Genomic DNA, 25,189 nt, shown 5'->3' with positions numbered 1-25,189 from the left:
GCCAAAGAGGCGCCTCTGCAAAGACTGGTTTGGTTCTTTTGGTGAATAGTTAATCGCAACGATTTTACAACCATCTCCCATATCTCCCGGAGGGGCGCAGCGAAGTATCACTTTTTATTTCTAAAGTTGGTAGATTTATAAATTCTTCCGAACACCTGTGGATGAATGATAAACAAAAGCCTGCAATAGTGATTGCAGGGCTTGTTTATTCAAGTCAGATTGAGCTTATTTTATTCTTATTTCCATGGACAAGGCAGCGAACCATCTGCTTTGGCAGAGCGGAATACCAGCGACAATTCAAACGTCTGCGGTTTAACGGCTGCGTATTTGTATTTGGATACAGTGGCATCGTAACTGAGCCCCAGCTGAACATTGGCATCAAGGATGCGGTGCGTAATACCCACATATGGAATGATGGCATCCTTACTCCTGTAAAAAGCGCCGGCGCTGATGATAGAAGGGTTCTCGGTATTGGTGAGCATAAACCCGGCAATAGCGCCGATCTGCCAGTAGCTGGTTGTTTTCTGCGACTGGTATAATGCATTTGCATTGAACGCAACCTGTTCTGAAAGGAAAGAAGAATAAGAACCATATACTGTGTAGCGTGGCTGGATTACCTGGTTCTCATCTTTTTCATTTGTCTGCTGTGGTTTATTGGCGTGAAAAACGGCAACACCAAAATCTGCGCTGGTCTGTTTGTCGGAACTGTTATAAGAATAGAGCAACCCTGCAGATGCGGACACAAAAGGTTTGATCAGAGAGAAACCGCTTTCACCTGTGGGGAGATTGGTATCGAATCCTCCGCTGGCAAATTGCTGCGGAAAAGTAAGACGTGAATAATCAACCCGGCGGTTTACATAGATCATACCCAGTCCAAGTCCGATCCGGTGCTGTTCTTCGGCATCGATGGAAAGATGGTAAGCCGTATTGAAAGAAGCATAGGTGCTGTTGAAAGTTCCGCCCATTGTTTCATCCCTGGTGATCATACCACCGATTCCCCAGGTATTGCCGCCATCTGATCTTTTGGTAAGCAGTTTGGTTTGCAGCGACAAGCTTACGGTTTTGAAAGGATCGGAAGGGCCGGACCACTGGTTGCGGTAATTAAGGAAAGAGATCCAGCTGCCGTAAAAATTACCGGTAAGTGCAGGATTTACACTGAACGGTGCCGCATGGAACTGTGAAAAATGCGGATCCTGTGCCATTGCATTTTTATGATTGCCGATGAGCAGCAATAACAAGATGCAGCAGCAAACGTATCGGGTTATCTTCATTCGCTTCTGTTTCATCGTATAAGTAGTGTATTACCGGTACGCTGGATCATTTTACCGTCATCGGTAATGCCTTGTGCAATCCAGTTATAAGTATCCATCGGCTGCTTTTTGCCATTGGCGGTACCATCCCAGCCTTTAGATATATCTGTGGTCTCAAACATCAGTTGTCCCCAGCGGTTGAATATGCGGAAATAGATGAGTTGTTTTACACCGGCAGTGAAAGGGAAGAGTTTATCATTCGCTCCGTCACCGTTGGGTGTAAATGCTTTTGCGATCATGATATCGCTTGTTCTGAAAATGCGTACCAGTATCGAATCCACCGTAACGCAGCCGGCAGGGTTTGTGATCGCTACTTTAAAATCTCTTTCCAGCAAATGTTTGTAAATCGGACTTCTGCTGTTGGGATCGCTTAGGCCGGTACGCGGAGACCATTCGTACGCTTTGCCAAAACCACGGGCAGACAATGGCAGTACTTCATTCATCACCGCATTTTTGGAATCGTATCTGATACCCGGAGCAGGAGCTTCAATATTTACCTGTTTGGTAACCGAAGCTTCCAGTGCAGGACAGATCAACGGGGTGGCTGTAAGTTTAACAGCGTGTTGGATTGCCTGTCTGAAAACGTGCACGGGCTGTTTGCTGATGGTAGTGCCGCCATCTCCGAAATCCCAGGCCCAGCTTACAGGGCCAGACCGTGAAATATCCGCAAGGTTATTGAAGTTTGCGGGAACATTAATGCAATAACTGTTATAGGAAAAATCCATCACAGGTTTTTTCAGTACAGTTACAAAAATCGTATTACCCGCATCCTGCGCACATATGCTGCTTTTCAGCGATACAGAATACGTACCTTCTTCGGTGGCATCATATTGTGCATTGGTAGCGCCCGGAATGATATTACCATTAAAAAGCCACTGATAACCGGTTACACCACCAGACGCAATGAGTGGCAGTGATGTATGATCGCAAATGGTTGCGTTTGCCGGGATGGCGATATTGCCAACAGGCAAAGGAATCAGGTTCACCTGTGCATCAGGGGACACATTTTTACAGCCGAAACTGTTGGTAAGCTCGAGATTGTACAGTCCGGGCTGATTAGTGGTATAGGCAGGAGTAACGGCACCGGCAATATATTGTTTGCCATACAGCCATCGATAACCTTGTATAGTGCCGCTTCCGGCGCTTGTTGTGGCATCGAGTGTGATCATATCTCCGGCACAGAAGGGCAGGGTACCGCCCCCATTGATGGTTACAGCCGGAAGCGCATATACGGTTATTTTTTTTGTAGCAGTGGATGAGCAGCCGTTAATATCTGTTCCTTTCACCGTGATCGTGGTATCGTTGTAGGCTGAGAAAGTAAGCTGCTGATTTGTTTCTGTTGATGACCATTCATAATTGAGTGCGCCGTTACCATTCAGGGTAAGTGGAGATGCGGCACAGATCGTCGCATTACCGGCAATGCTGACTACAGGAAGCGGGTTGATCCTGATCACTGCTGCACCCGTCATGATATTCTTGCAGCCCGTAATGTTATTGGTTGCATTCACGGTATAGTTACCTGCGTTCAAAAAATTGCCGAAAGTGAAATTATTGCCCGTTCCGCCTACAGGTGCTCCTGTAGCGGTATTGTTAAATAAAAGCTGGTACGAAACATCGGCCGCAGAACCGGAAAGCCCCACAGGCAGGCCAACAGTACTGCCTGTACAGTAGCCACCTGTTCCCTGCACAGTAAAAGCTGTGGGTAGCGGGTTTACCGTTACTGTGGCAACAGAGCCGGAAGTGTTATTGGTACAGTTCACATCAGACACACTCACCAGCGTATAGGTTGTTGTGGCAGCAGGCGATACAGGAAGGCTATAAGGCGTTACACCCGTTACAAAAGATTTAAGTGTATTTCCTTCCTTATATGCTACTATCCAGGGCGGAGAACCGGTAAGATCAAATTTGAGTGAAGCAGAGCCTCCCACGCACATCGCAACATCCCCTGCGATCACAGCAGAAGGAGGCGCAGCCACCGCAACTTCTGTTTTGATGGAATAAGCACAGCCAAAACCCGGGAAAGGAATAAGGTCCAGCTGCATTTCTGTTCCCGCGGCAGGAGGCGGTGTAATGGTCACAATCTGCCCCGTTCCAATTGGCGGCGTTACTTTGGTTCCATTCTGCAGATAAGACCATGTGTAATTCTGAAACCCATCCGGCCCTTTCAATGTAAGATTCGGTGAATTGGGACAAATAGCCCCGAGTATAGGATTACCGCAATTTGAAGCAACATCCACATAAGCATACCCGAAATGCCCGCCCTGGCCACAATCTTCGGCAGTAAATTCAAGCTTTACAGTTTGTCCTGCACGACCTGAAAGGTCGAATGTAACCGGTGTCCAGCTCTTGTAATATACAGGGCCTCCGCCTACACCCGTTCTGGAAGAAAGCATAAAGCCCGATAAGCCGGAAGTGGATACGTATGTGAAACTTGCGCAGTTTATTTCCGAATTCGTGTTGTCGAATACTTTGGCAGTGAATTTCGGCTGTTCAAGTGAACTGTGGCCACCATCTTCCAGTACCACGGCATACCAGTAAGTGATGCTGTATACATTGGCAGTTGCCGGAATGGTAATGGTATATTCCATAGTGGCAGCGGTATAGCCGGCCTGCTCATTGCCGAGCTTAACGGAATTACCGTCTCCATTAGGGCATAACATGGGAAAATTACCATAATAATCCAGGTTATTCCGCGACTGTGCGCCTACCGAACTTTTGTTAATGATTGTATGATTGCCCGCAAGTGGTGGCGATACAAGATTCTGGATCCTGCCGCCGGTATACATACCTGTCTTGCAAACCCAGTTATTGAGATTTCCTTCTTCGAAATTCAGATTAGAAGGGCACTGGGAATAGAGATGAAATATGGATAAAGTGAAAATGACAAAGAGAGTAAAACGTCTTAACATAAAAACCGTCTTGAATTGAGCTATTGTTTCAGGAGTTTCTTCTTGGCCTTGTTGATCCAGCCGGCATCTGCAGGATCCATCACCAACCTGATCTTCAGATCAGCAGTTGTTGAATCATTCGTCCAGTATATTTTGATTGCACCCGTAGGTGTGCCTTCTGTGATAGACCAGAAACCACTGTTTCTGTTCAGGTCTTTATGCTGCGGATCTGTTCTGAATACTTTAAGATCTGCATTTTTTACATCATCAACAATAGCTACGGATATTTTTGCTTCTTCCTTTTTTACAGGTGAGATCATTTGTGCTGAAGCACATGCCAGTAATAACTGGCTGAAGACTACGAATAAAAAAGTCCTGCCCAGCAATAAAGCTGAAGAGGACATTGGCTTTTGGTACATTAGTTTTCTTTTTTGGGTGTGGGGGGCCGCCCGCGCGGAAACCGCAAAACTAAACCTAATAACAATATCTATTGTTAACAGGATTGTCTTTTAGGATGATTGGCTCAATAACTACATGGGAATGGCAAAAACCCGCAGATTACTGGGAAAAGTGCCTCATATACGTGCCATGGAAAAGATCAGATTCCGTTAAAAGGTGTTTTAACAATATAATTTTATGTGTTATATGTTGGCAGGCTAACAATAGTTAGCATTGGCCCTCATGCCCCGCTTCCTTTGTACATTTCTTACATTGCCTGCGATTGTGAATATGAGCTGTTATCAGCAATAGTGCACCTGCAAACTTGAGCCCCGCTTCTGACAGTTGTGTTTTTGTAAAATTGGCAATGAACAACAATAAGATGCCACACGCAAAGAATAATACAACACGTGTGTTCCTGTGATAATGAAGATAACCTCTTCTTATAGCCCAGCCGCCTGCGAAAAAGGAGACCGCAATGGTAACTGCTTCCAGAACGTGATTGTGTAAAATCTCTATTCCAAGAACAGGTAATGCCGATAGAAGAAAGGGCAATAACACACAATGAATACTGCAGATCAGCGAAGCCCATATACCGGCTTTATCGCCCCAGGATTTATAGACGGGTAACTCCATATATTTGCATCTTTGTTGCAAATATATGGAGTTATATGCTAAGGGTAAAAAAAATTAAACATCGCCACGCCATTCAGCATAAAATTGTTCAAGATAGATTTCCATGAACCGGTGCCGCGCTTCGGCCAGTTTTTTACCGGTATCCGTATTCATGCGGCCTTTCAGCAGCAGGAGCTTTTCATAGAAATGATTGATAGTGGGAGCGGTGTTTTTCTTATAGGTTTCCCTGTCCATATGCAGGTCGGGCGCAATACCGGGATTGTAGATCTCACGATCCTTAAAACCACCGTAGTGAAATGCCCGGGCAATGCCAATGGCGCCGATCGCATCCAGGCGGTCTGCGTCCTGCACAACTGCCAGTTCGGGAGACTCATAACTACGTTCGAAATGACCGCCTTTGAAAGAAATATGTTCAATAATGCCAATAACACCGCTGATCACTTCAGCTGTTACCTGAAGCTGCTCCAGGAAAGTACGTGCTTTGAGCGGACCAATCGTTTCATCCCCGTTGTGAAATTTGGAATCTGCAATATCATGCAGCAAAGCTCCGAGCTGTGCAATCAGCAGGTTTACGTTTTCATCTTTCGCAATCAACAGCGTGTTTTTCCATACACGTTCTATATGCCACCAGTCGTGCCCGCCTTCTGCATGCTTCAATTCATCTTTAACAAAGGCTACGGTTGCTGCTATAATCTCTTCTTCTCTCATACAGTGAAATTAAAATGTTTGAACGATACGGGCGGTTATTTGCCGGGTGGAGATACCTGATTTTCACAGTTTGGGAATAGGACAGATGTTTTAAAAGGGCTGAATGCCCGGAAAATGTTAGTAAGAGGTATATATAGCATAATCTATCATACTTAAAGACGCTTATATTGTTCCCCTGTTCCGTATGGAACGGCCATATTAACCAATACGATTGCTCCGATGAAAACATTGCAAAACTTCGATTACCTGGTATTCCTGTTTTATTTTCTGATCATTTCCTGTTACGGTTTCTGGGTGTACAGGAAAAAGAAAGCGGCGCAGGCCAGTTCCAAGGATTATTTTCTTGCAGAAGGATCGCTTACCTGGTGGGCCATCGGTGCTTCGCTGATCGCATCGAATATCTCTGCGGAACAGATGATCGGCATGAGCGGTTCGGGCTTTAAAATGGGGCTGGCTATCGCTGCTTATGAATGGATGGCTGCGGCCACACTGATCATCGTGGCTATTTTCTTCATTCCCATTTACCTGAAAAACAGGATCTATACCATGCCGCAGTTCCTGCACCAGCGCTATAACTCAACGGTGGCAATGATCATGGCGGTTTTCTGGTTATTGTTGTATGTGGTGGTAAATCTTACTTCAATCCTTTATCTCGGTGCCCTGGCTATCAATAGTATTTCAGGTATCAGTATCACCGCATGTATGCTGGGGCTTGCGGTTTTTGCAATTTTCATCACGCTGGGCGGTATGAAAGTGATCGGTTATACGGATGTGGTCCAGGTGTTCTTCCTGATCCTCGGCGGACTTGTAACCACTTATCTCGCACTGAACCTTGTAGCGGAAAAGTTCGGCGACAGCGGCATGGTGAAAGGGCTGCAGCATATGTTCAATTCGGCGGACGACCATTTCCACCTGATATTCAAAAAAGACAATCCCAATTACCTGGATCTGCCCGGTTTAACTGTACTCATCGGTGGAATGTGGATCGTGAACCTGAACTATTGGGGCTGTAACCAGTACATCACCCAGCGGGCACTGGGCGCCAGCCTGCCAACAGCACGCAACGGTCTGCTTTTCGCAGCTTTCCTGAAATTGCTGATGCCCGTGATCGTCTGCGTGCCCGGCATTGCAGCGTATGTACTGCACCAGAACGGAAGCTTACAGCAGGAAATGATGCAGAACGGAGAACTGAACCCGGATAAAGCCTATCCTGTATTGCTCAACCTGCTCCCTGCCGGATTGAAAGGCCTGTCATTTGCAGCGCTTACAGCTGCAGTGGTGGCTTCGCTTGCCGGTAAGGCGAATAGCATTGCAACTATTTTTACACTCGATATCTATAAAAAAGTGATAGACCCGCAGGCCGATGAGAAAAAACTGGTGGGGATAGGGAAGGTGGTGATTGTTGCGGCTATGATCATTGCAGTTGCGATCGCGCCATTCCTGGGGATCGATAAAAAAGGCGGATTTCAGTATATCCAGGAATATACAGGCTTTGTTTCGCCAGGTATTTTTGCGATGTTTATCCTCGGGTTTTTCTGGAAGAAGACCACTTCCAATGCCGCTTTATTTGCAACCATCGGCGGCTTTTTCCTGTCGATCGTATTCAAATTATTACCCAAAGTGGCTGACCTTTCTTTCCTTGCATCCAGTGGTTTTTCAAAAGCCAATGCAGAAGGTGTTTACGAAATTCCTTTTATAGACAGGATGGGTTTTGTATTCCTCATCTGTGTTGCCGGTATGTTCATCATCAGTAAAATGGATGCGGCGAAAGGTATACAGGCCAAAGGTCTTGAAGTAGATGCGAAAATGTTCGGTATGTCTAAAGGCTTTGCTGCGGGTGCGTTGCTGGTCTGCGGTATCATCGCTGCGATCTATACCATTTTCTGGTAAACAATATTTTACCTGATACAAAAGAGCGCGGATTTCCGCGCTCTTTTGTAATCTATCAGACCGGTTACTTAATATCCAGGAAACCCTGGTAACTGTAAACAACGGATCCTACAGGATTGCGTGCCTTGTCGAAACAGGCTTCTTTCTGGCGTAAACCTTTTTCGTTGTACGTATATTTCCAGATAAAATAGCTGCCGCTGTTGAGCGAAACCTGCGTCATCTGGGCTAGTTTACCATCCTGGTCATATTCATAAATAAAGTCCGGCAGCATTTTTTTCAGTTTGCTGTTGTAGCGTACAATATCTGTCAGCTGTTTTTTATCGCTGTAATAATAATAGTAGGTTTCCTGTAAGCGGTTGTTCTTTTTCCAGCGCTCTTCTGCAATATTGTTATGTTCGTCTTTGACAAAACTTACCACCATGGTATCTGTACCGTTTTTGATCCTGAGCATTTGCAGTGGCTGGCCGTCATTGTCGTAGGTCCAGTCATGTATTTCCGCAGAGCTGTATTTCATGGCGGTGTCGGTAGTAGTAACGGTCAGTTTCAGCAGCCTGCCCTTATCGTCATAGCTATAATCTGTTTTTGTTTCAATACCGCTGGTGCCGGAAGTGGCTCTTCTCAGCCGGCTGTTCTCGTAGAAATTAACGGTGCTGGTCTTTTTACCGCTGGCAGTAGCATCGGTGATGGTCATTTTCCGGCCATCCATGGTGAGTTCCTGCTGCAGGGAGATTTCGTCGGATACATTGCCTGCGTTGTCGTAACTGGTTATCTTTACCGTTTTAATCCTGTTGGCGCGCAAAAGCTTGTACTGTTCTGCGCCCTGCTGCAGGGAAATCATATCATTTAAATAATATTGGCCTGAACCCGCTATGAAAAAACAGGAAAACAACATTGCCAGCAACACTTTCATACATCAATTATTTATTCAAAAATAAAGCTTGAGTTTTCAACATTCAAAAAAGACGGTTGGAGAGCTCTTGCCGCTACCATTTAGTTCTGTATTTTTAATCAAACGTTAACAAGTGTCACATTTCCCCGAGAGAAAAGAAAAGGTTTGTCTGAATTGTGGTGCAGAAACCCATGGCCGGTTCTGCCATGTCTGCGGCCAGGAAAATATTGAGCCCAAAGAGAGCTTCTGGCACCTGCTCACCCATTTTGTTTATGATATTACCCATTTCGACGGTAAATTCTTCAGTACCATCAAATACCTGCTCTTCAGGCCCGGGTTCATCTCGCATGAATACCTGAAAGGCCGCAGGGTTGCTTACCTGCATCCGATCAGGATGTATGTATTCACATCCGCCTTCTTTTTCCTGATCTTTTTCGGGTTTTACCAGAAAGATAAATCCATCGTAGAAAAAGAAGAACCGCGCACGGCCGCCCAGGTGATGAAAAAACTGGAAAAGCAGAAGAAAAACCTGGAGAGATCTGTTGCCGACAGTTTTATAGCCGGCATCGCTAAAGACCAGATCAAAGCAAGGATCGCGGCTACCGACAGTGATATCGCAAGACTCCGCGCAGATACTTCCGTTAAGGATAATATGCCCAGTCTGAAGAGTAACGGCGGCACGGTGTTCGGTCCTACCGATAAGAAATACAAAGACCTGAAAAGCTACGATTCGGTACAGAAGGCATTGCCTGCCGCACAGCGCGACGGGTTCTTCTACAGGCGCATCAGCCGGCAGGCGATTCATCTGAAGGAAGTATACAAAGGCGATACGGGTGCGATCATAGAAGCGATCGGGCAAAAATTCATGCACCTTTTCCCACAGATGCTTTTCGTATCGCTGCCGCTGTATGCACTGCTGCTTTTCCTGCTGTATGCGCGCCGAGACCGGTACTATTATGTGAATCATGTGGTTTATACCATACATCTGTACTGCGCCACTTTCATTATCCTGCTGCTCGCAATGTGGATCGGCAGCCTTTTCGATCTGATGCATGTGGATGCAGACGGCTGGATGTCTTTAATCAGCAGCCTGGTTCTGCTCTTTTACTGGTATAAGGCGCAAAGGAATTTTTACGAACAATCCAGGCTGAAGACCATACTCAAATGCATCCTGTTGTTCTTTATGTCGCTGATTATGATGGTGTTTATTTTCGCCATATTCATTGCATTTTCTGCAATGACCATTTAACCTGAGTGTATGAGTGAAACAGAAAAAAGTTTTGGCAGACTGGTGCAGATCATGGATGAATTGCGCGAACAATGCCCCTGGGATAAAAAACAGACCATCCATACTTTAAGACCATTAACGCTGGAGGAAACTTATGAACTGGCCGATTCCATTACCGGCGACGACTGGAAAGGGATCAAGGAAGAGCTGGGCGATCTTTTCCTGCATCTTGTTTTTTACGCACGTATCGGGAAGGAGCAGGAACAGTTTTCCCTGAAAGACGTGCTGGACGGCGTATGCGAAAAACTGATCCGGCGGCATCCGCATATTTACGGTGATACCAAAGTAACCGGCGAAGATGATGTTAAGCGCAACTGGGAGCAGATCAAACTGAAGGAAAAAGAAAAGCAGGGCGCGGAAAAAAAATCAGTTCTTTCCGGTGTGCCGGCATCGCTTCCGGCTATGGTAAAAGCCACCCGGATCCAGGAAAAGGCCAAACAGGTGGGTTTTGAATGGGATAACAGGGAAGATGTATGGAAGAAAGTGCAGGAGGAAATGGGCGAGTTGCAGGAAGCAATGGCCGAAGAAAACCAGGCACATATTGAAGAGGAATTCGGAGATGTGCTGTTCAGTCTCATCAATTACGCACGGTTTTTGCAGGTTGATCCCGAAGGCGTGCTTGAAAAGACCAACCGTAAATTCATAACACGTTTCCAGCTGATGGAAGAGGCTGCCGCTGCAAAGGATAAAAACCTCGCAGACATGACACTGGCAGAAATGGATGCCATCTGGAATGAGATAAAAAAACAAAAAGACCGTACTTGATCCAGACATTACGCAAGGCTGCCTATAAACACGGATACCTGGTTATTACAGCCGCGTGGTTGTATACGATCTCTTTTATCTTCATCAACTACTGGAATTATAATGCTTCGCCGCAGAAGGTACGGTCCAGGCTGGAGCAGCGGCTCAACAACCAGGAGCATAAGATCCGGGATATCCTTACCGATACGGCTGTTCTTACCAGCCTCACCGACAGCAGCGCCAATGCCGAGAAAGATGAAATGGTGAAAGAGCCTTTTGGTCTCTTCATCTATCAGCTGACTGAAGATGGCACACCGGTACAGATCTACTGGAATACCAACCGTATCTATATTACAGATGATGATCTTTACCGCGACGACAGCAGTTATTTTTCCGAAAAAAGAAATGGTCAGTTTGAAGTGATCCGCACGCCGGTGAAGCTGCGTGGTAAAGAACTGCTGGTAATGGCGGCCATCCCGATCCGTTGGGCTTATTTCATAGAGAATAAATACCTCCATTCCGATTTTGCCGGTTACCAGGGGCTCGATCAGCAATATGCGATCAGTATGGAAGACGATGCCCTGCCTGTTCACAGCAGCAACGGCAAAGTATTGTTCAGCATACAGCAAAAGCCCGGAAAATCCTTTATTTCCTATGATAGTGTAACGGTCTTATTCCGTGTACTGGCTGTGATCTTCCTGCTGGTGTTCTGCAATGCAATAGGGCAGGAACTGAGTGCTAAATACGGGTTCAGGCGGGGTTTTATTTTCCTGCTCAGCGTAGTATTGCTTTTGAGGCTGATCGCTTACCGGTTCAGCTTCCCGTTCGATTACAGCAAACTGCCTTTGTATGATCCTGCTATTTACGGTTCCAACTTCCTGCATCCTTCGCTGGGCGACCTGCTCGTGAATTCCATATTGCTGTTCTGGCTCGTTAACTTTTACCGGACCCATACCGATGGCCGTACCTGGCTGCCAAGACCTTTTCCGCGGCATATACGCAGTTACGGAAGTATTATGCTGCTCACCGTGATCTGCTTCCTGCTTACAGGCGTGGTACGGAGCCTGGTACGCGATTCCAAAGTATCGCTCGATGTAACCAACCTTTTCAGCCTCAGTATTTACAGTTTTGTCTGTTTCCTGATCCTTTGCTTTTTAGTACTCACGTTCTTTCATTTCTCGCAGATACTCATCAGCCCTTTAAAAGAACCGCTGCTCAACCAACTGGCCGCTGCTGCCATTACGGGATTTCTTTACCAGGTACTTTTTGTAAAAGCGCCTTCCATTCCCATGCATATGGCGGTACTGGCCTGGCTGCTGCTTTACCTGGTGTTGTTGTATTACAGGAGGAAAGATATGGCTGCGCCGCTGATCCAGTCGGGCTTTTTCATTTTCTGGGTAATGCTTTTCGCTCTTTCTATTTCGGCAATGGTCATGTACCAGAACCGGCTGGTAGAACTGGGGCAACGTAAAAAAATTGCAGAGAAACTGGCCCAGCAGACCGATCCTTCCGGAGAGAACCTGCTGAACATTGCGGCAACCAATTTCAACGATCATTTCCTGCCCGATAATTTTCACCGGCTGGAAAGTGAATATTCCAACAAATTCATCAAAGACAGCCTGATCAATCAGAATTTTTCCGGCTACCTGAATAAGTATGATACCCGTATCTACACGTTCGACAGTCTTTATCATCCCTTGTACAATGAAGATTCAACGGGTTATGCGGCTATCAAAACCATCATACTCAACCAGGCCGATCCTACGGGTATACAAGGATTGTACAGTTATGACGACAACGCGATAGATGGCTTCAGTTACCTGTACGAAAGAGAGATCAGCAACGGCGACCGTACGCTGGGGTATCTCTATGTGATCATGAAATCGAAAAGGTACAAAAGCGAGGCCTTGTATCCCGAGCTGTTTAACCAGGCGCAGGATGTATCTGCCGATCTCAACATCAATTATGCGTATGCCGTATATAACAAAGGGCGGCTGATCAATCATTTTAATAATTACAGTTTCCCGGCCCAGCTTACCAGTAAACAGATCCCCGGCTTTGAATTCACTTATGTGAAAGGTAACCAGTACAATGAACTCTGGTATAACAGCGGCGGCAACAAACAGGTGGTGATTGTAAAACGCAACACCTGGATGATGGAATTCATTACGCTTTTCGCCTACCTGTTCTGTTCCTTCCTGGTGATCATTTTCCTGTTCCATATCAGCAGTTATTTTCTGAAAGCGAGGTTTAAATGGTCGGGCATGAAGAAGATCTTCCTGCTTACGATCCGCTCGCAGATCCAGGCAACCATCATATTCCTGAGTGTGTTCTCTTTCCTGGTAATTGGTGTGGCTACCATTTCTTTCTTTATACTAAGGTTCAACAGGAACAATGAAGAGCGACTGTCTAAGTCGATACAGGTAATGGCCAACGAGATCAACAACAAAGTGAATGCACAGATCAGTTTCGATGATATGTTCACCGCGCATAATATCGGTGTAACGAGTGAGATGGAGCGGACCATGTCCGATATATCTGATCTGCACAATGTAGATATCAATTTTTACGATGTATCGGGCAATCTGAAGCTTTCCACGCAGCCTTATATCTACAATAAATTCCTGCTGAGCGGGAAAATGGAACCACGCGCATACCAGCAGATGCATTTCGACCGGAATATCCGTTATGTGCAATCCGAAAAAGTAGGCGCATTCAGTTATCTGAGTATTTACGTACCGCTCACGGATGATGCAGGTAATAATTATGCCTATCTCAACATACCTTATCTCAACTCGCAGAGCGAACTGAACCAGGAGATCTCCGGCTTCCTGGCCACGCTGATCAACCTGAATGCATTTATCTTCCTTGTGGCAGGTGCGATCGCATTTTTCCTGACCAACCGCATCACAGCGTCTTTCAGCCTCATCGGCGATAAGATGCGTAAGATGAACCTTGGTACCATCAATGAAGAGATCCAATGGAACCGGAACGATGAGATCGGCATGCTGGTAACCGAATACAACAAGATGGTGAAAAAACTGGAAGCCAGCGCCCGCGCACTGGCCCAGAACGAACGCGAAGGCGCATGGCGCGAAATGGCACGCCAGGTGGCGCATGAGATCAAAAACCCGCTTACACCAATGAAGCTCAGCATCCAATACCTTCAGAAAGCCATCCGCAGTGGTGCTCCCAATGTACAGGAGCTTTCTGAAAATATGGCGGAAACACTTATAGAGCAGATCGACCAGCTATCGAAGATCGCCGGCGACTTCTCACAGTTCGCCAACATCGGTAATGCGAGAATGGAAACCTTCGATCTTATGGAAGTAGTGACTTCCGTGCTGCGTTTATACCAGTCGAACCCGCGCGTTGAGATCAGCTGGCAGAAACCGGAAGAAACATATATGGTGTTCTCGGATCGTGTGCAGATGAACCGGCTTTTTACCAACCTGCTGCAGAATGCGGTAGAGGCCTGCGAAGACACGGAAAGCAAAGTACATGTGGCCATTGAACAGCAGGCTGCGGGCGGTAAGATACTGATAGCCGTTAAAGACAGCTCCGGTGGTATTCCGGCAGCCATGCGAAAAAACATATTCACGCCTAATTTTACTACAAAATCCTCGGGAACGGGGCTTGGACTGGCCATCTGCAAGGGGATCGTTGAGAACGCCAATGGGAGGATCTGGTTCGAGTCTGAAGAAGGCGCGGGAACAACATTCTTTATTGAACTCCCGCTGGCTGATCGTCATCAGCGCTGATCACTGCATGCTGCAATGTCAATTTGATGGTACTGCCTTTTCCCGGTTGACTGCTGATTTCAAGCGATGCAGAAAGCAGGGGTAATATTTCCTTGATGATGGCAAATCCCAGTCCGTTCAGTTTGCGCAGGTCTTCCGATAAGTTTCCGGTGATGATCTGTTCGGATGCAGCCGAACTGAAATGCCTGTTATAACCTGCTACCTGCCATTCGGGAATGCCATTGCCGGTATCCGTTACACTGATGATCAATGCTGTGCCCTCTATGCGGCAATCGATGGTAACGCTGCCGGTACCGGTGAATTTTACCGCGTTATCGAGCAGGTTCTGAATGACGGTACCCAGTAGTTCTTCCTTGTCATGAATATAAAGAGAAGGGGGTACCTTGTTGATCAGTGCAATGTCACGGGCCTGTGCTACTGCTGCAAAGACACGGATTTTCTGTTCCACCAGTTCATGAACGGAAAAACGGCTTGCTTTCAGTTTACCTGCTTCGATATTGGTCTTGATATACTGTAGCATTTTTTCTGTAAAATGATATAGCCTGTCCGAGGTCTGGTAAATAATACGCGCTTCTTCCATGGAGATCTGCCCTTTATTTTCTTTTGTACGCAGGCTGCGCTCGGTTGCCATGAGCAGGAATTTGAGTGGTGTCCTGATATCATGAGAAATGCTCGCGATCAGTTTCTCCTGCAGGTGCATGCCTTTGCGAAGACTGGCTTCTGATTCCTGTAAAGCATGTACAGACATATTCAGTTCCTGGGTGCGCGCTTTCACCAGCCTGTCGAGCCTTTCATTCTTGCGGCGTAAACGTTGTGTGCGCAGACGGATGAAAAGATAGATCAGGAGCGCTGCCAGTAGCAGTATTGCGGTCTGGAACAGCGGACGTTCATAAAAAAGCGGCGGGATATCAATGTAGAGTGTTTTATACAGGTAAGTATTATAACTGAAATTATTTTTCTCCCGGATCACCAGCTTGTAAAAACCCGAAGCGATCCTTGTAAAGGTAATGGTCTTGTTTTCCACACGTAGCCATTGCCCTTCTTTACTGTCGGAGCCGATATTGTATTCGAGATTAATGTTGTTGGGGTTGTCGATAAAAGGAACACTGATGCCGATCCGCAGCCGGTTCATATTATTCGAGAGCACGATGGTGTCGCTGATGGGCAGCGGCTTGTCGTCTATGGCAAGGCTGCTGAGATAAATATTTTTCTGCAACGACTCGTTATTTACCTGCAAAGGATTAAAAACGGTGATGCCGTTCAATGCGCTGAAGGCAAAATCGCCATTGTTTAATTTAATGGCCGCCGGATCGCCGCCGCCATTAAATTCATTGGTGGCGAATCCATCCTGGATCGTATACTGCGCATAATAAGGCGTTGCATTTTTATTTGCGGCGTATTGCTGTAATTCTTTGTAGGATGCTTTGAACAAACCGTTATTGGTAGACATCCAGAGAAAACCCTGCCTGTCGAGCAATATCTTGTGACAGGTAGCCAGGTACCTGTTCTGATCCAGCGGAAATTTTGTGAGCTGTCCGTTTTTATACAGGTAAAAACCGTCTTCATAAGTTGTGATCCAGATCTCGCCCTGCCTGAACATCGAAAAGCTGCGTACATAAGTATTGGCAAGTGCATGCAGGGTATCGGTGCGGCCGCTTTGCACGTTCAGCCTGTAACAGCCCGTTCCGGTACCTACCCAAACTGTATTGCTGTTCTCGGGCAATATGGCGGAAATCCCTTTCAGCGAATGATTTACTGTTACAATCCTGGCGTCATTGACAAGCGGAATATAGTAAATGCCAACATTGCCGCCTATCCACAACCTGTTGGCGGCGGTATCCATATGCAGGCCCGTAACCTTCGACGGCATTTTCCAGCTGCGTACGGGTGGCTGCTCTATATTCCGGAAGCGGTATACGGTTGAGTCTTCAAATAGTTTGCTGTATACGTTCCCGGAACGATCCGTACAAATACTGTAAGTGTCGCTTTTTTTAATCAGTTCAGGAAGCAACCTGTAACTGCCGTCGCGAAAAAACTGGTATCCGCTTGAGGAAAGCAGGGTATTATTATAATCGATGATGGCATAAGTGGAGACGGGATAGCCGGCTTTTTTTACAATATGACTTTTGAAATATTGCCGGGTAAATAAGTATAAGCCGTTGGTGAGGCTTCCCAAAAAAAGCATTTGTTTGGTTGGGTCGTAAGTAGCAGAACAAATATTTTCAAGTGCCGCATCGAAACCGCTCAATACAAGCTGGGTATGCATGCTGTTGTCTTTGCTGGCCGTAAGTCTGTACCAGCATTTATTGAGGTAGATCAGAATTTCCTTTTGTCCGTTCATCCAGAATAGTGCCGGCGCCTGCAGGGAGTGGCCGTATGCTTTGTTGTTTAAGAGATCGCCTGTAATAGCCACTTTTTGTTTTCCCGCTGCAGAATATAAAGTGATCTCACAGTTGTTATCGATATTATAGAACTGGTTATGCAGTACGAAAAAACGGCGCGCATTGGATTCGCCCATTCTGGTCACCTGTTGTGCGAATGGCTGCTGCCATTCCGTTTTGTTATTGTTGAGCAGGAGTACTCTGTCGTGTTCTACCACAAAGTAAGTGGCGGCACCGGCGGCGATATAAAACGGCGGAATCTCGGGTCCTCTTTTTCCTGCGGCAGCAACCGCCGGGAGGGGATTATGATAAGACAACCGTTTGCCGGGTGTGCCCGGGAATGTATCACGGCGGTAACGTTCATTCAGCAGCGTAGCTTCGGCATTGCTGATGCGGAGCATTTCGGAATTATTGGTAACGGCAATATAACAGTTGCGCTGGTAATCGTATGTAATAATGGAGAACCGGTTTACAGTGATGCCGGTATTCAGCTTATTCCATACTTTAAAGTCGATCCCGTCAAACCGCACAAGACCGTTCTCCGTAGTGATCCATAAAAAGCCCTCATTTGTATATAAAAGTGACCTGGCGCTGTTCTGCGGCAACCCGTTCTCGGCAGTAAAATGCTGCAGGTGATATTGCAGGCTGTCTTGTTGCGCATAAGACCGCACGGTGCAAAACAGCAGCAGAAAAAGCAGGTAGCGGGGGGAGAGCATATCTTTTTACAGTACTAATTTTTTAAAAGATAAGCAAAACAATCGTTGGTTGTTGTGCAGCGAACCGATTTTATCGTTTACGTTGCTGTAGCTGCACGAAAGATTCAAATTCAGCAAGCGAAAAGCTGCTGAGATTCTGTTCCCTTCTTAAACCGGCTTTCTGGGCAACGAAAACACCATAACGGCAATCGTTGAAGCCGTCTATGGCATGCGCATCAGGGTCGATCGAGATCAATACGCCCTTCTCGGTAGCCAGGTCTATCCACCTCCAGTCGATATCGAGCCTGCGTGGATGGGCATTCAGTTCAATTACTACCTGATTGGCTGCACAGGCATCGATGATCTTCCTGTGGTCTACCGGGTAGCCGTTCCGGCTCAGCAACAGCCTGCCGGTCATGTGGCCAAGAATACTGGTATAAGGATTTTCGATGGCTTTGATCAGTCGCATCATCGCTTTCTCCTCGCTCATCTTAAGGTTGGAATGCACCGAAGCGATCACCAGGTCGAAGCTGGCCAGTACTTCATTGCTGTAATCGAGGCTGCCGTCGTTCAGGATATCGCTTTCAATACTTTTGAAAATACGGAAAGGGGCAAGCCTGCTGTTCAGCTCTTCGATCTGTTTGTGCTGGGCCATTACTTTTTCCTCGTTCAGTCCGCCTGCATAAAAGGCAGATTTAGAGTGATCGCTGATCACAAGGTACTGGTAACCCTGGTCGATGGCCGCCTGAGCCATATCATCGAGGGCGCTTGCACCATCGCTCCATTTACTGTGGCAGTGGATAATGCCGGTGATATCCTGCGGAGTGATCACTTCAGGTAAAACACCATTGCGCGCCTGTTCAAGGATTGCGGCTTTCTCGCGGCGGTAAGCGGGAATAAAAGTTATGCCGGCTGCTTCGAAAATTTTTTCTTCATCCGGGTAATCAGCAACAGCTTCTATATCATGTAGCTTTTTCCAGGCCTGCAGGAATTCTTCGCTGCAACTGGTAAGGAATAATTGCCTGTGTATGGCTTCAGGTGTACAGGAATAAAAGGAGAGGGAAACGTTTTCACGGCCTTTCAGGGAAATGAAGTTGCCGTCACTGGCAGTGATCTCATATTCCTGTTCGGTAAAAAAATCTTTGATGGCACCGGCGGGCACGGTAGTAACCCATTCCAGCCTGTTGATAATTTCAAGTTGCCGCCTGTATTCCCCGGTGAGAAAAAACTGCTGGCCACGGAATACTTCTTTCAGCTTCTGATCGAGAACGGTAGCATAGCTTTCGATCTGCTGGTAGAGGTAGCTGCCGAGGGTGCTGAAATAAAATTCAATGGCATTCCTGATATTGAGCTGCGTTTTTTCGCCGAAGCCGCGGTAAAGTGTGAGGCGGTTTTCATTACAGGCATAGAGCAGTTCACCCAGTGTTTCGATCTCCAGTTCTTTCCAGATGGTAGCGATCTTTTTAGGGCCGATGCCTTTGATGTTCATCATTTCGATGATACCCTGCGGAGTTTTTTCAAGGTATTCCGTAAGAGCGGAGAGTTGACCTGTTTCCAGTTGTTCGATGATCTTTTTGCCGATCGCATCCCCGATCCCTTTGATGCTGAATATTTTTTCATGGGGGAGGGTAGACAGCTCCACCGGCAGCTTTTCTATGGTAAAAGCCGCGGCAGCGTAGGATTTGGCCTTGAAGCTATTGTCTCCGTGAATGTCCATCAGTTTAGACAACAGCGAAAAATGATCAGCGATGCTATAATTATCCATGGGTTGAACAAATTGACAGGGGAAAGATAAAATAAAAAGTCCCGCAATTGCGGGACCTTTCTTAAATCTATTTCTGCTTGCGCAGCCGTAAGATTATTTTTTCTTAGCGGCTTTCTTTGCAGCGGCTTTTTTAGGAGCAGCTTTCTTTGCAGCAGCTTTTTTAGGAGCGGCTTTCTTTGCAGCAGCTTTTTTAGGAGCAGCTTTCTTTGCAGCGGCTTTTTTAGGAGCGGCTTTCTTTGCAGCAGCTTTTTTAGGAGCGGCTTTTTTTGGTGCAGCTTTCTTTGCAGCAGCCTTTTTAGGTGCTGCTTTTTTTGCAGTTGCCATGTTTTTTAGATTTAATGGTTAGTAAATATGCATTAAAAATAAAAAATTATTTGTAACTGCAAAAAAAATTTTTTATGCAGTAGCGGCAGCCGGTTGTACAGAAACAGTATTCTTATCGTTCTTTCCTTTTTTGAATTCAACGATACCATCTGTTAATGCAAACAGTGTGAAGTCAGTTCCTACACCAACATTCTTACCAGGATGGTATTGTGTACCACGCTGACGAACGATGATGTTTCCTGCAGCTGCAGGCTGACCTCCATATATCTTTACGCCTAAACGTTTGCTTTGTGAATCGCGGCCGTTCTTTACGCTACCTTCACCTTTTTTGTGTGCCATAGTTCTTTTTTTTAAGTATTAAAAACAACTTCCTGCTTTCACAGGTACTGTTCTTAATTAACGTTTTTTACTAAGCGATGCTTTCGATTTTGATCCTGGTATAGTGGGTCCTGTGACCGTGCTTCTTGCGGAAGCCCTTCCTTCTTTTCATTTTGAAGGCGATCACTTTATCACCCTGTACTAGGTCGCTGACGATCTCTGCTTTTACAGTTGCTTTTACTGCACTGCCTACAGATACAGCTCCGGCATTGTCTACAAACAATACGTCGCTGAACTCAACTTTGTCTCCGGTTTTACCCTGCAGGTGAGGAACATACAGGCTTTGACCTTCCTGTACCTTAAATTGCTGACCTGCGATTTTTACTACTGCTAACATAGCTATCCAAAATTAGGACGGCAAAGGTATGGATTTACGATGAGAATATGCAAAGATTTTTGAAATAAATCTTGTCCACGGGAGTGGATAAACCACCGAAGCTGTTCCGGGCAGGACAAAGTTAGGTTTTCAGGCAGAAATCCTGGCCGGAATACACCTTTGCATACAGCAGCTTTGGAAAAAAATTAACCATAATATACGCGGCCGGCAATGCAAAGCACCAAGTTACCCCTATTTTTGTCCCGCTGACCATCAGATCAGCCTAACGCCATGAATTTAAAATCCTTATTGGCCCGTCCTTTTGCCAATTATATATATAATAAGACCCGGAAAGGCATGCATACAGCCCTGGAAGACCAGGAAATGATACTGAAAGGGTTACTGAAGACGGGTAAGAACACTATTTTCGGCAAGGATCACCAGCTCACGGCCGTGAATTCGCACCAGGAATTTGCTGCAGCGGTTCCGGTAAGGGATTATGAGCAACTCAAGCCCTATATCAACCAGATCAAGGAAGGAAAACAGAATGTACTCTGGAACGGCAAGCCAATTTACCTGGCCAAGACCAGCGGTACTACCAGCGGGGTAAAATACATCCCTATCACCAAAGATTCCATCCCTAATCATATCAATACCGCCCGGAATGCACTGCTTTGCTATATGGCGGAGACTGGAAATGCGGCTTTTACCACGGGAAAAATGATCTTCCTGAGCGGCTCCCCCGAACTGGAACGGGTAGGCGGGATCCCTACGGGACGGCTCAGTGGCATAGTGAATCATCATGTTCCGGGTTACCTGCGCGCCAACCAGCTGCCGAGTTATGCCACCAATTGCATCGAAGACTGGGAAACCAAGCTCGACCAGATCGTGGCTGAAACGATCAATAAGGATATGACCCTGATCAGCGGTATCCCGCCGTGGATGCAGATGTATTTTGACCGTCTGATCGAAAAAAGCGGCAAAAAAGTGGGTGAACTGTTCCCGCATTTCAGCGTAATGGTGCAGGGCGGCGTGAATTTCGAGCCGTATAAAGCTAAATTATTCGAAAGTATCGGCCGGAAAGTGGATACGATAGAGCTGTTCCCGGCAAGCGAAGGCTTTTTCGCTTTCCAGGATTCGCAGGAAGCGGAAGGCTTGCTGCTGAATACCAACAGCGGTATTTTCTTCGAATTCATACCCGCCGGCGAGATCTTCCAGGAAAACCCGCGCCGCCTTTCGCTGAAAGATGTAAAAGTGGGCGAAAATTATGCATTGATCATCAACAGCAACGCGGGTCTCTGGGGTTATAATATCGGGGATACGGTAAAATTTGTAAGCACAGATCCGTACAGGATCGTTGTAACAGGCCGGATCAAACATTTTATCTCGGCATTCGGGGAGCACGTGATCGGAGAGGAAGTGGAATATGCCCTGCTGAAAACGGCAGCGGAAACAGGTATGCACATCACCGAATTCACCGTGGCGCCCATGATCCAGCAGCACGAGGGCAAAAGTTACCATGAATGGTTCATCGAATTCGAACAGGTGCCGGCCGACCTGGAAGCGTTTGCGGAAAAAGTAGACCGGAACCTGAGAGAGAAAAATGTGTATTACGACGACCTGATCGGTGGGAATATCCTGCAGACACTGAGGATCAGGCCGGTAAGAAAGAATGGTTTTATAGATTATATGCGTGGCATTGGCAAACTGGGCGGACAGAATAAAGTACCCCGGTTGAGTAACGACAGACAGATCGCCGAAGGACTTGCCGGTTTTACAGAATAGCTCATTGTTAAAAAACAGGAGCGGAGCTTGTTTAAGCCAAATCCTCGCTGGTTTGCCTTAAATTGTAAAGGTTTTATATTTAAAATGATTGAATGAGTCAGAAACGCATAGCCATATTCGGATCAACAGGATCGATCGGTACGCAGGCGCTGGAAGTGATAGCCGCAAATCCCGGTCTTTTTTCGGCGGAGATCCTGACAGCACAGTCGAACGCCGACCTGCTGATCAGGCAGGCGCTGCAATTCAACCCTAATGCGGTGGTGATCGGTGATGAAAAGAAATATACCCAGGTAAAAGAAGCACTGGCGGGAACGGATGTGAAGGTATTTGCAGGCGAAAAAGCACTGGAAGAAACCGCGGCGCTGGATTGTTACGATATGATGCTGGCAGCCATTGTGGGTTATGCGGGTTTACGTCCAACGATGCAGGCAATAGCCATTGGTAAACCGATTGCGCTGGCCAATAAGGAAACTTTGGTAGTGGCAGGCGATATCGTGATGCGCAAGGCGATGGAAAAGCAGGTACCGGTGATCCCGGTAGACAGTGAGCATTCCGCCATATTCCAGTGCCTGGTAGGCGAGGGGCGCAACAAGATCGAACGGATCATCCTCACGGCAAGCGGCGGCCCGTTCCTGGGTAAAAAACCAAACTTTCTCGTGAATGTAAAACGCGATCACGCGTTGCAGCATCCCAACTGGAGCATGGGTGCCAAGATCAGCATCGATTCGGCTACGCTTATGAACAAAGGCCTCGAGATGATCGAAGCCAAATGGCTGTTCAACCTGCAGCCGGACCAGATCCAGGTAACGGTACATCCGCAAAGCATTATTCACAGCATGGTGCAGTTCGAAGACGGCAGTATCAAAGCCCAGATGGGCCTGCCGGATATGAAACTGCCGATTCAATATGCCATGGCATTCCCCAACAGGATCGCCAACGATTTCCCGCGCTTCGATTTCAGGAAGCATAACACGCTCACATTTGAAGAGCCGGACCTGAAAACATTCCGCAACCTGGCGCTGGCAACGGAAGCATTGTACAAAGGTGGCAATATGCCCTGTATCCTCAATGCCGCGAATGAAATAGCCGTGTATGCATTTTTGCGCAACCGCATCGGGTTCCTGGACATGACCGAACTGGTAGAACAGACCATGAACAAGATCGCATTCATCGAACAGCCCACCCTGGAAGAGTATTTTGAAAGCGATGGCGAGGCGCGTAACTTCGCTGCATCGCTGATACATATGTAACAATTCATTTCAATACCATTATTCATCATCCCTGCCGGAAAACAATATGACATTATTAGCAATCGACTGGAGTAGCGTAGGCATCAAAACATTACAATTCATTCTGTCTTTCTCCATATTGGTAGTGCTGCACGAAATGGGGCACTTCTTCCCAGCACGCTGGTTCAAATGCCGCGTGGAAAAATTCTATCTCTTCTTTAACCCCTGGTTCAGTCTCTGGAAGAAAAAGATCGGCGATACGGAATACGGCTTGGGTTGGGTACCCTTCGGCGGTTATGTGAAGATCTCGGGTATGGTAGACGAGAGCATGGACAAAGAGCAGATGAAACAGCCGCCGCAGCCCTGGGAGTTCCGCTCCAAACCGGCCTGGCAGCGCCTCATCATCATGACCGGCGGTGTGATCGTGAATGTGATCCTCGCAATCGTGATCTTCATTGGCATTACCTGGGTATGGGGTGAAGAGTATATGCCGGCAAAGAACCTGAAATATGGTGTATATGCAGATTCACTGGCAAAGAGTATTGGCGTACGCGATGGCGATATGATTCTCAGTCTCGATGGTAAACCTGTAGATAATTTCGCAACCATTGAAGCGGAAATGGTATTGAAGGAAGTGAAGCAGATGCAGGTAATGCGCGACGGACAAACCGTAAATGTTCAGATCCCCGATGGATTCATCAAAAAAATGATGAAGAACAAACAGTTTGCCGGTATGCTGTACCCGCGTTATCCCGTGATTGTGGATTCTGTAGCGAAGACCGCTGTATTTACGCAGGGCGAACTGAAGAAAGGAGATACCCTGATCGCACTGAACGGAACAGGTTTTACTTATTACCACGAGTTCGATAAGCTGAAGAAAAGTTATGTGGATTCGATCGTATCGCTCACTGTTCTGCGCGGACATGATACTGCAGTCGTCCGCGCCCGCATCAACGAAAAAGCATCCATCGGTTTCCGCCAGAAATTCCCTGCAGAGCTCTTCGGAACGGTAACCAAAGACTACACCTTCCTCGAAGCGGTGCCTGAAGGATTCAAACGCTGCTGGGAAACCCTCGACAGGTATGTAACTGGTCTGAAGCAGTTGTTCACGGGTAAAGTGAATGCCAGCGATTCGCTCGGCAGTGTGATCAGCATCGGTAATACATTCCCCGGCGTATGGGATTGGGAGCGATTCTGGACATTAACAGGCATCTTCTCCATCATCCTCGCCTTCATGAACATCCTTCCGATCCCGGCATTGGATGGTGGCCACGCCCTGTTCACCCTCATCGAAATGATCACCGGCCGCAAGCCCGGCGACAAGTTCATGGAATACGCCCAGATGGCCGGCATGATCCTCCTGCTTGGCTTAATGGCGTACGCCCTCGGCCTCGACTTCTGGCGTCTCTTCCGTTAAACAGAAAAGAAATAAGAATCTCACTATAAAGCAAGCCCGCCCACCAGCGGGTTTTGTTTTATGTACGCCAACGCCCCTCACTTCACCCGCTAACAATCCCGCATCCCAACGCCCCTCACTTCACCCGCCCACAATCCCCGCATCCCAACGTCCCTCACTTCACCCGCTAACAATCCCCGCATCCCAATGCCCCTCACTTCACCGCCCACAATCCCCGCATCCCAACGCCCCTCACTTCACCGCCCACAATCCCCGCATCCCAACGCCCCTCACTTCACCGCCCACAATCCCCGCATCCCAACGCCCCTCACTTCACCGCCCACAATCCCCGCATCCCAACGCCCCTC

The 25,189-nt window shown here is 47.1% G+C and carries 18 protein-coding genes; 7 read left to right on the top strand and 11 right to left on the bottom strand.

The genetic code is table 11. From position 1 onward, the window contains the following. Nucleotides 1-236: 236 nt before the first annotated feature. The 5 genes from B5D42_RS17150 to B5D42_RS17130 form a co-directional block, all read right to left on the bottom strand. Entirely contained in the window at nucleotides 237-1,271 is a 1,035-nt protein-coding gene (locus B5D42_RS17150; RefSeq protein WP_176113051.1) for a PorP/SprF family type IX secretion system membrane protein, read from the bottom strand. Nucleotides 1,272-1,282: 11 nt separating this feature from the next. Beyond that, nucleotides 1,283-4,219, bottom strand: a complete 2,937-nt coding sequence (locus tag B5D42_RS17145) for a PKD domain-containing protein (protein ID WP_078832770.1) — start codon at nucleotides 4,217-4,219, stop codon at nucleotides 1,283-1,285. Between the two features lie 20 nt (nucleotides 4,220-4,239). Next, nucleotides 4,240-4,617 (bottom strand): 7(1) septoil knot domain-containing protein, encoded by a 378-nt coding sequence (locus B5D42_RS17140; protein WP_139367225.1) that lies wholly within the window; start codon nucleotides 4,615-4,617, stop codon nucleotides 4,240-4,242. 247 nt (nucleotides 4,618-4,864) lie between these two features. Then, nucleotides 4,865-5,272, bottom strand: a complete 408-nt coding sequence (locus tag B5D42_RS17135) for a MerC domain-containing protein (RefSeq protein ID WP_078832768.1) — start codon at nucleotides 5,270-5,272, stop codon at nucleotides 4,865-4,867. Nucleotides 5,273-5,326: 54 nt separating this feature from the next. After that, nucleotides 5,327-5,980 (bottom strand): HD domain-containing protein, encoded by a 654-nt coding sequence (locus B5D42_RS17130; protein WP_078832767.1) that lies wholly within the window; start codon nucleotides 5,978-5,980, stop codon nucleotides 5,327-5,329. A 219-nt stretch (nucleotides 5,981-6,199) separates the two neighbouring features. Between B5D42_RS17130 and B5D42_RS17125 the strand changes: the two genes are divergently transcribed. Then, nucleotides 6,200-7,870, top strand: a complete 1,671-nt coding sequence (locus tag B5D42_RS17125; RefSeq protein WP_078832766.1) for a sodium:solute symporter family transporter — start codon at nucleotides 6,200-6,202, stop codon at nucleotides 7,868-7,870. 64 nt (nucleotides 7,871-7,934) lie between these two features. Here B5D42_RS17125 and B5D42_RS17120 read toward each other — a convergent pair whose 3' ends face one another. Then, nucleotides 7,935-8,708 carry a hypothetical protein gene (locus tag B5D42_RS17120; protein ID WP_139367224.1) on the bottom strand — a complete coding sequence of 258 codons (774 nt, stop codon included), beginning with the start codon at nucleotides 8,706-8,708 and terminating at the stop codon, nucleotides 7,935-7,937. Between the two features lie 184 nt (nucleotides 8,709-8,892). Here B5D42_RS17120 and B5D42_RS17115 point away from each other — a divergent pair, with 184 nt between their 5' ends. The 3 genes from B5D42_RS17115 to B5D42_RS17105 are packed head-to-tail and all read left to right on the top strand — an operon-like array spanning nucleotide 8,893 to nucleotide 14,552. After that, nucleotides 8,893-10,008, top strand: coding sequence for a DUF3667 domain-containing protein (locus tag B5D42_RS17115; RefSeq protein WP_078832764.1), 1,116 nt, complete (start codon nucleotides 8,893-8,895; stop codon nucleotides 10,006-10,008). Between the two features lie 9 nt (nucleotides 10,009-10,017). Further along, nucleotides 10,018-10,812 carry a nucleoside triphosphate pyrophosphohydrolase gene (mazG, locus tag B5D42_RS17110; RefSeq protein ID WP_078832763.1) on the top strand — a complete coding sequence of 265 codons (795 nt, stop codon included), beginning with the start codon at nucleotides 10,018-10,020 and terminating at the stop codon, nucleotides 10,810-10,812. After that, nucleotides 10,809-14,552: a sensor histidine kinase gene (locus tag B5D42_RS17105; RefSeq protein WP_078832762.1), complete on the top strand. Its 3,744-nt coding sequence runs from the start codon at nucleotides 10,809-10,811 to the stop codon at nucleotides 14,550-14,552. Before mazG ends, B5D42_RS17105 begins: the two co-directional genes overlap by 4 nt. Here the strand turns inward: B5D42_RS17105 and B5D42_RS17100 are convergent. The 5 genes from B5D42_RS17100 to rplU all read right to left on the bottom strand — a co-directional run bounded on the left by B5D42_RS17100 (nucleotide 14,515) and on the right by rplU (nucleotide 20,432). Then, nucleotides 14,515-17,649, bottom strand: a complete 3,135-nt coding sequence (locus tag B5D42_RS17100; protein WP_078832761.1) for a sensor histidine kinase — start codon at nucleotides 17,647-17,649, stop codon at nucleotides 14,515-14,517. The genes B5D42_RS17105 and B5D42_RS17100 overlap by 38 nt on opposite strands. A gap of 70 nt (nucleotides 17,650-17,719) precedes the next feature. Then, the gene (locus tag B5D42_RS17095) at nucleotides 17,720-19,393 is read right to left on the bottom strand and encodes a DNA polymerase/3'-5' exonuclease PolX (RefSeq protein ID WP_078832760.1); all 1,674 of its coding nucleotides are present in this window, start codon (nucleotides 19,391-19,393) and stop codon (nucleotides 17,720-17,722) included. A gap of 93 nt (nucleotides 19,394-19,486) precedes the next feature. Further along, the gene (locus tag B5D42_RS17090) at nucleotides 19,487-19,717 is read right to left on the bottom strand and encodes a hypothetical protein (RefSeq protein WP_078832759.1); all 231 of its coding nucleotides are present in this window, start codon (nucleotides 19,715-19,717) and stop codon (nucleotides 19,487-19,489) included. 72 nt (nucleotides 19,718-19,789) lie between these two features. Further along, nucleotides 19,790-20,056 carry a 50S ribosomal protein L27 gene (rpmA, locus tag B5D42_RS17085; RefSeq protein WP_078832758.1) on the bottom strand — a complete coding sequence of 89 codons (267 nt, stop codon included), beginning with the start codon at nucleotides 20,054-20,056 and terminating at the stop codon, nucleotides 19,790-19,792. A gap of 70 nt (nucleotides 20,057-20,126) precedes the next feature. Beyond that, nucleotides 20,127-20,432: a 50S ribosomal protein L21 gene (rplU, locus tag B5D42_RS17080; RefSeq protein WP_078832757.1), complete on the bottom strand. Its 306-nt coding sequence runs from the start codon at nucleotides 20,430-20,432 to the stop codon at nucleotides 20,127-20,129. Between the two features lie 270 nt (nucleotides 20,433-20,702). On the opposite strand from rplU, the gene B5D42_RS17075 reads away from it, so the two are divergent. From B5D42_RS17075 to rseP, 3 genes are all read left to right on the top strand, one after another. Beyond that, a complete protein-coding gene (locus tag B5D42_RS17075; protein WP_078832756.1) occupies nucleotides 20,703-22,196 on the top strand; it encodes a GH3 auxin-responsive promoter family protein in 1,494 nt (497 codons plus the stop codon). Nucleotides 22,197-22,288: 92 nt separating this feature from the next. Beyond that, nucleotides 22,289-23,446, top strand: coding sequence for a 1-deoxy-D-xylulose-5-phosphate reductoisomerase (locus B5D42_RS17070; protein ID WP_078832755.1), 1,158 nt, complete (start codon nucleotides 22,289-22,291; stop codon nucleotides 23,444-23,446). A 46-nt stretch (nucleotides 23,447-23,492) separates the two neighbouring features. After that, entirely contained in the window at nucleotides 23,493-24,842 is a 1,350-nt protein-coding gene (rseP, locus tag B5D42_RS17065; protein ID WP_078832754.1) for an RIP metalloprotease RseP, read from the top strand. The last annotated feature ends 347 nt before the right edge of the window (nucleotides 24,843-25,189 follow it).

Origin of the sequence: Sediminibacterium ginsengisoli (assembly GCF_900167075.1) — a bacterium.
Classification (GTDB): domain Bacteria; phylum Bacteroidota; class Bacteroidia; order Chitinophagales; family Chitinophagaceae; genus Sediminibacterium; species Sediminibacterium ginsengisoli.
This window is presented reverse-complemented; position numbering and strand designations above follow the sequence as displayed.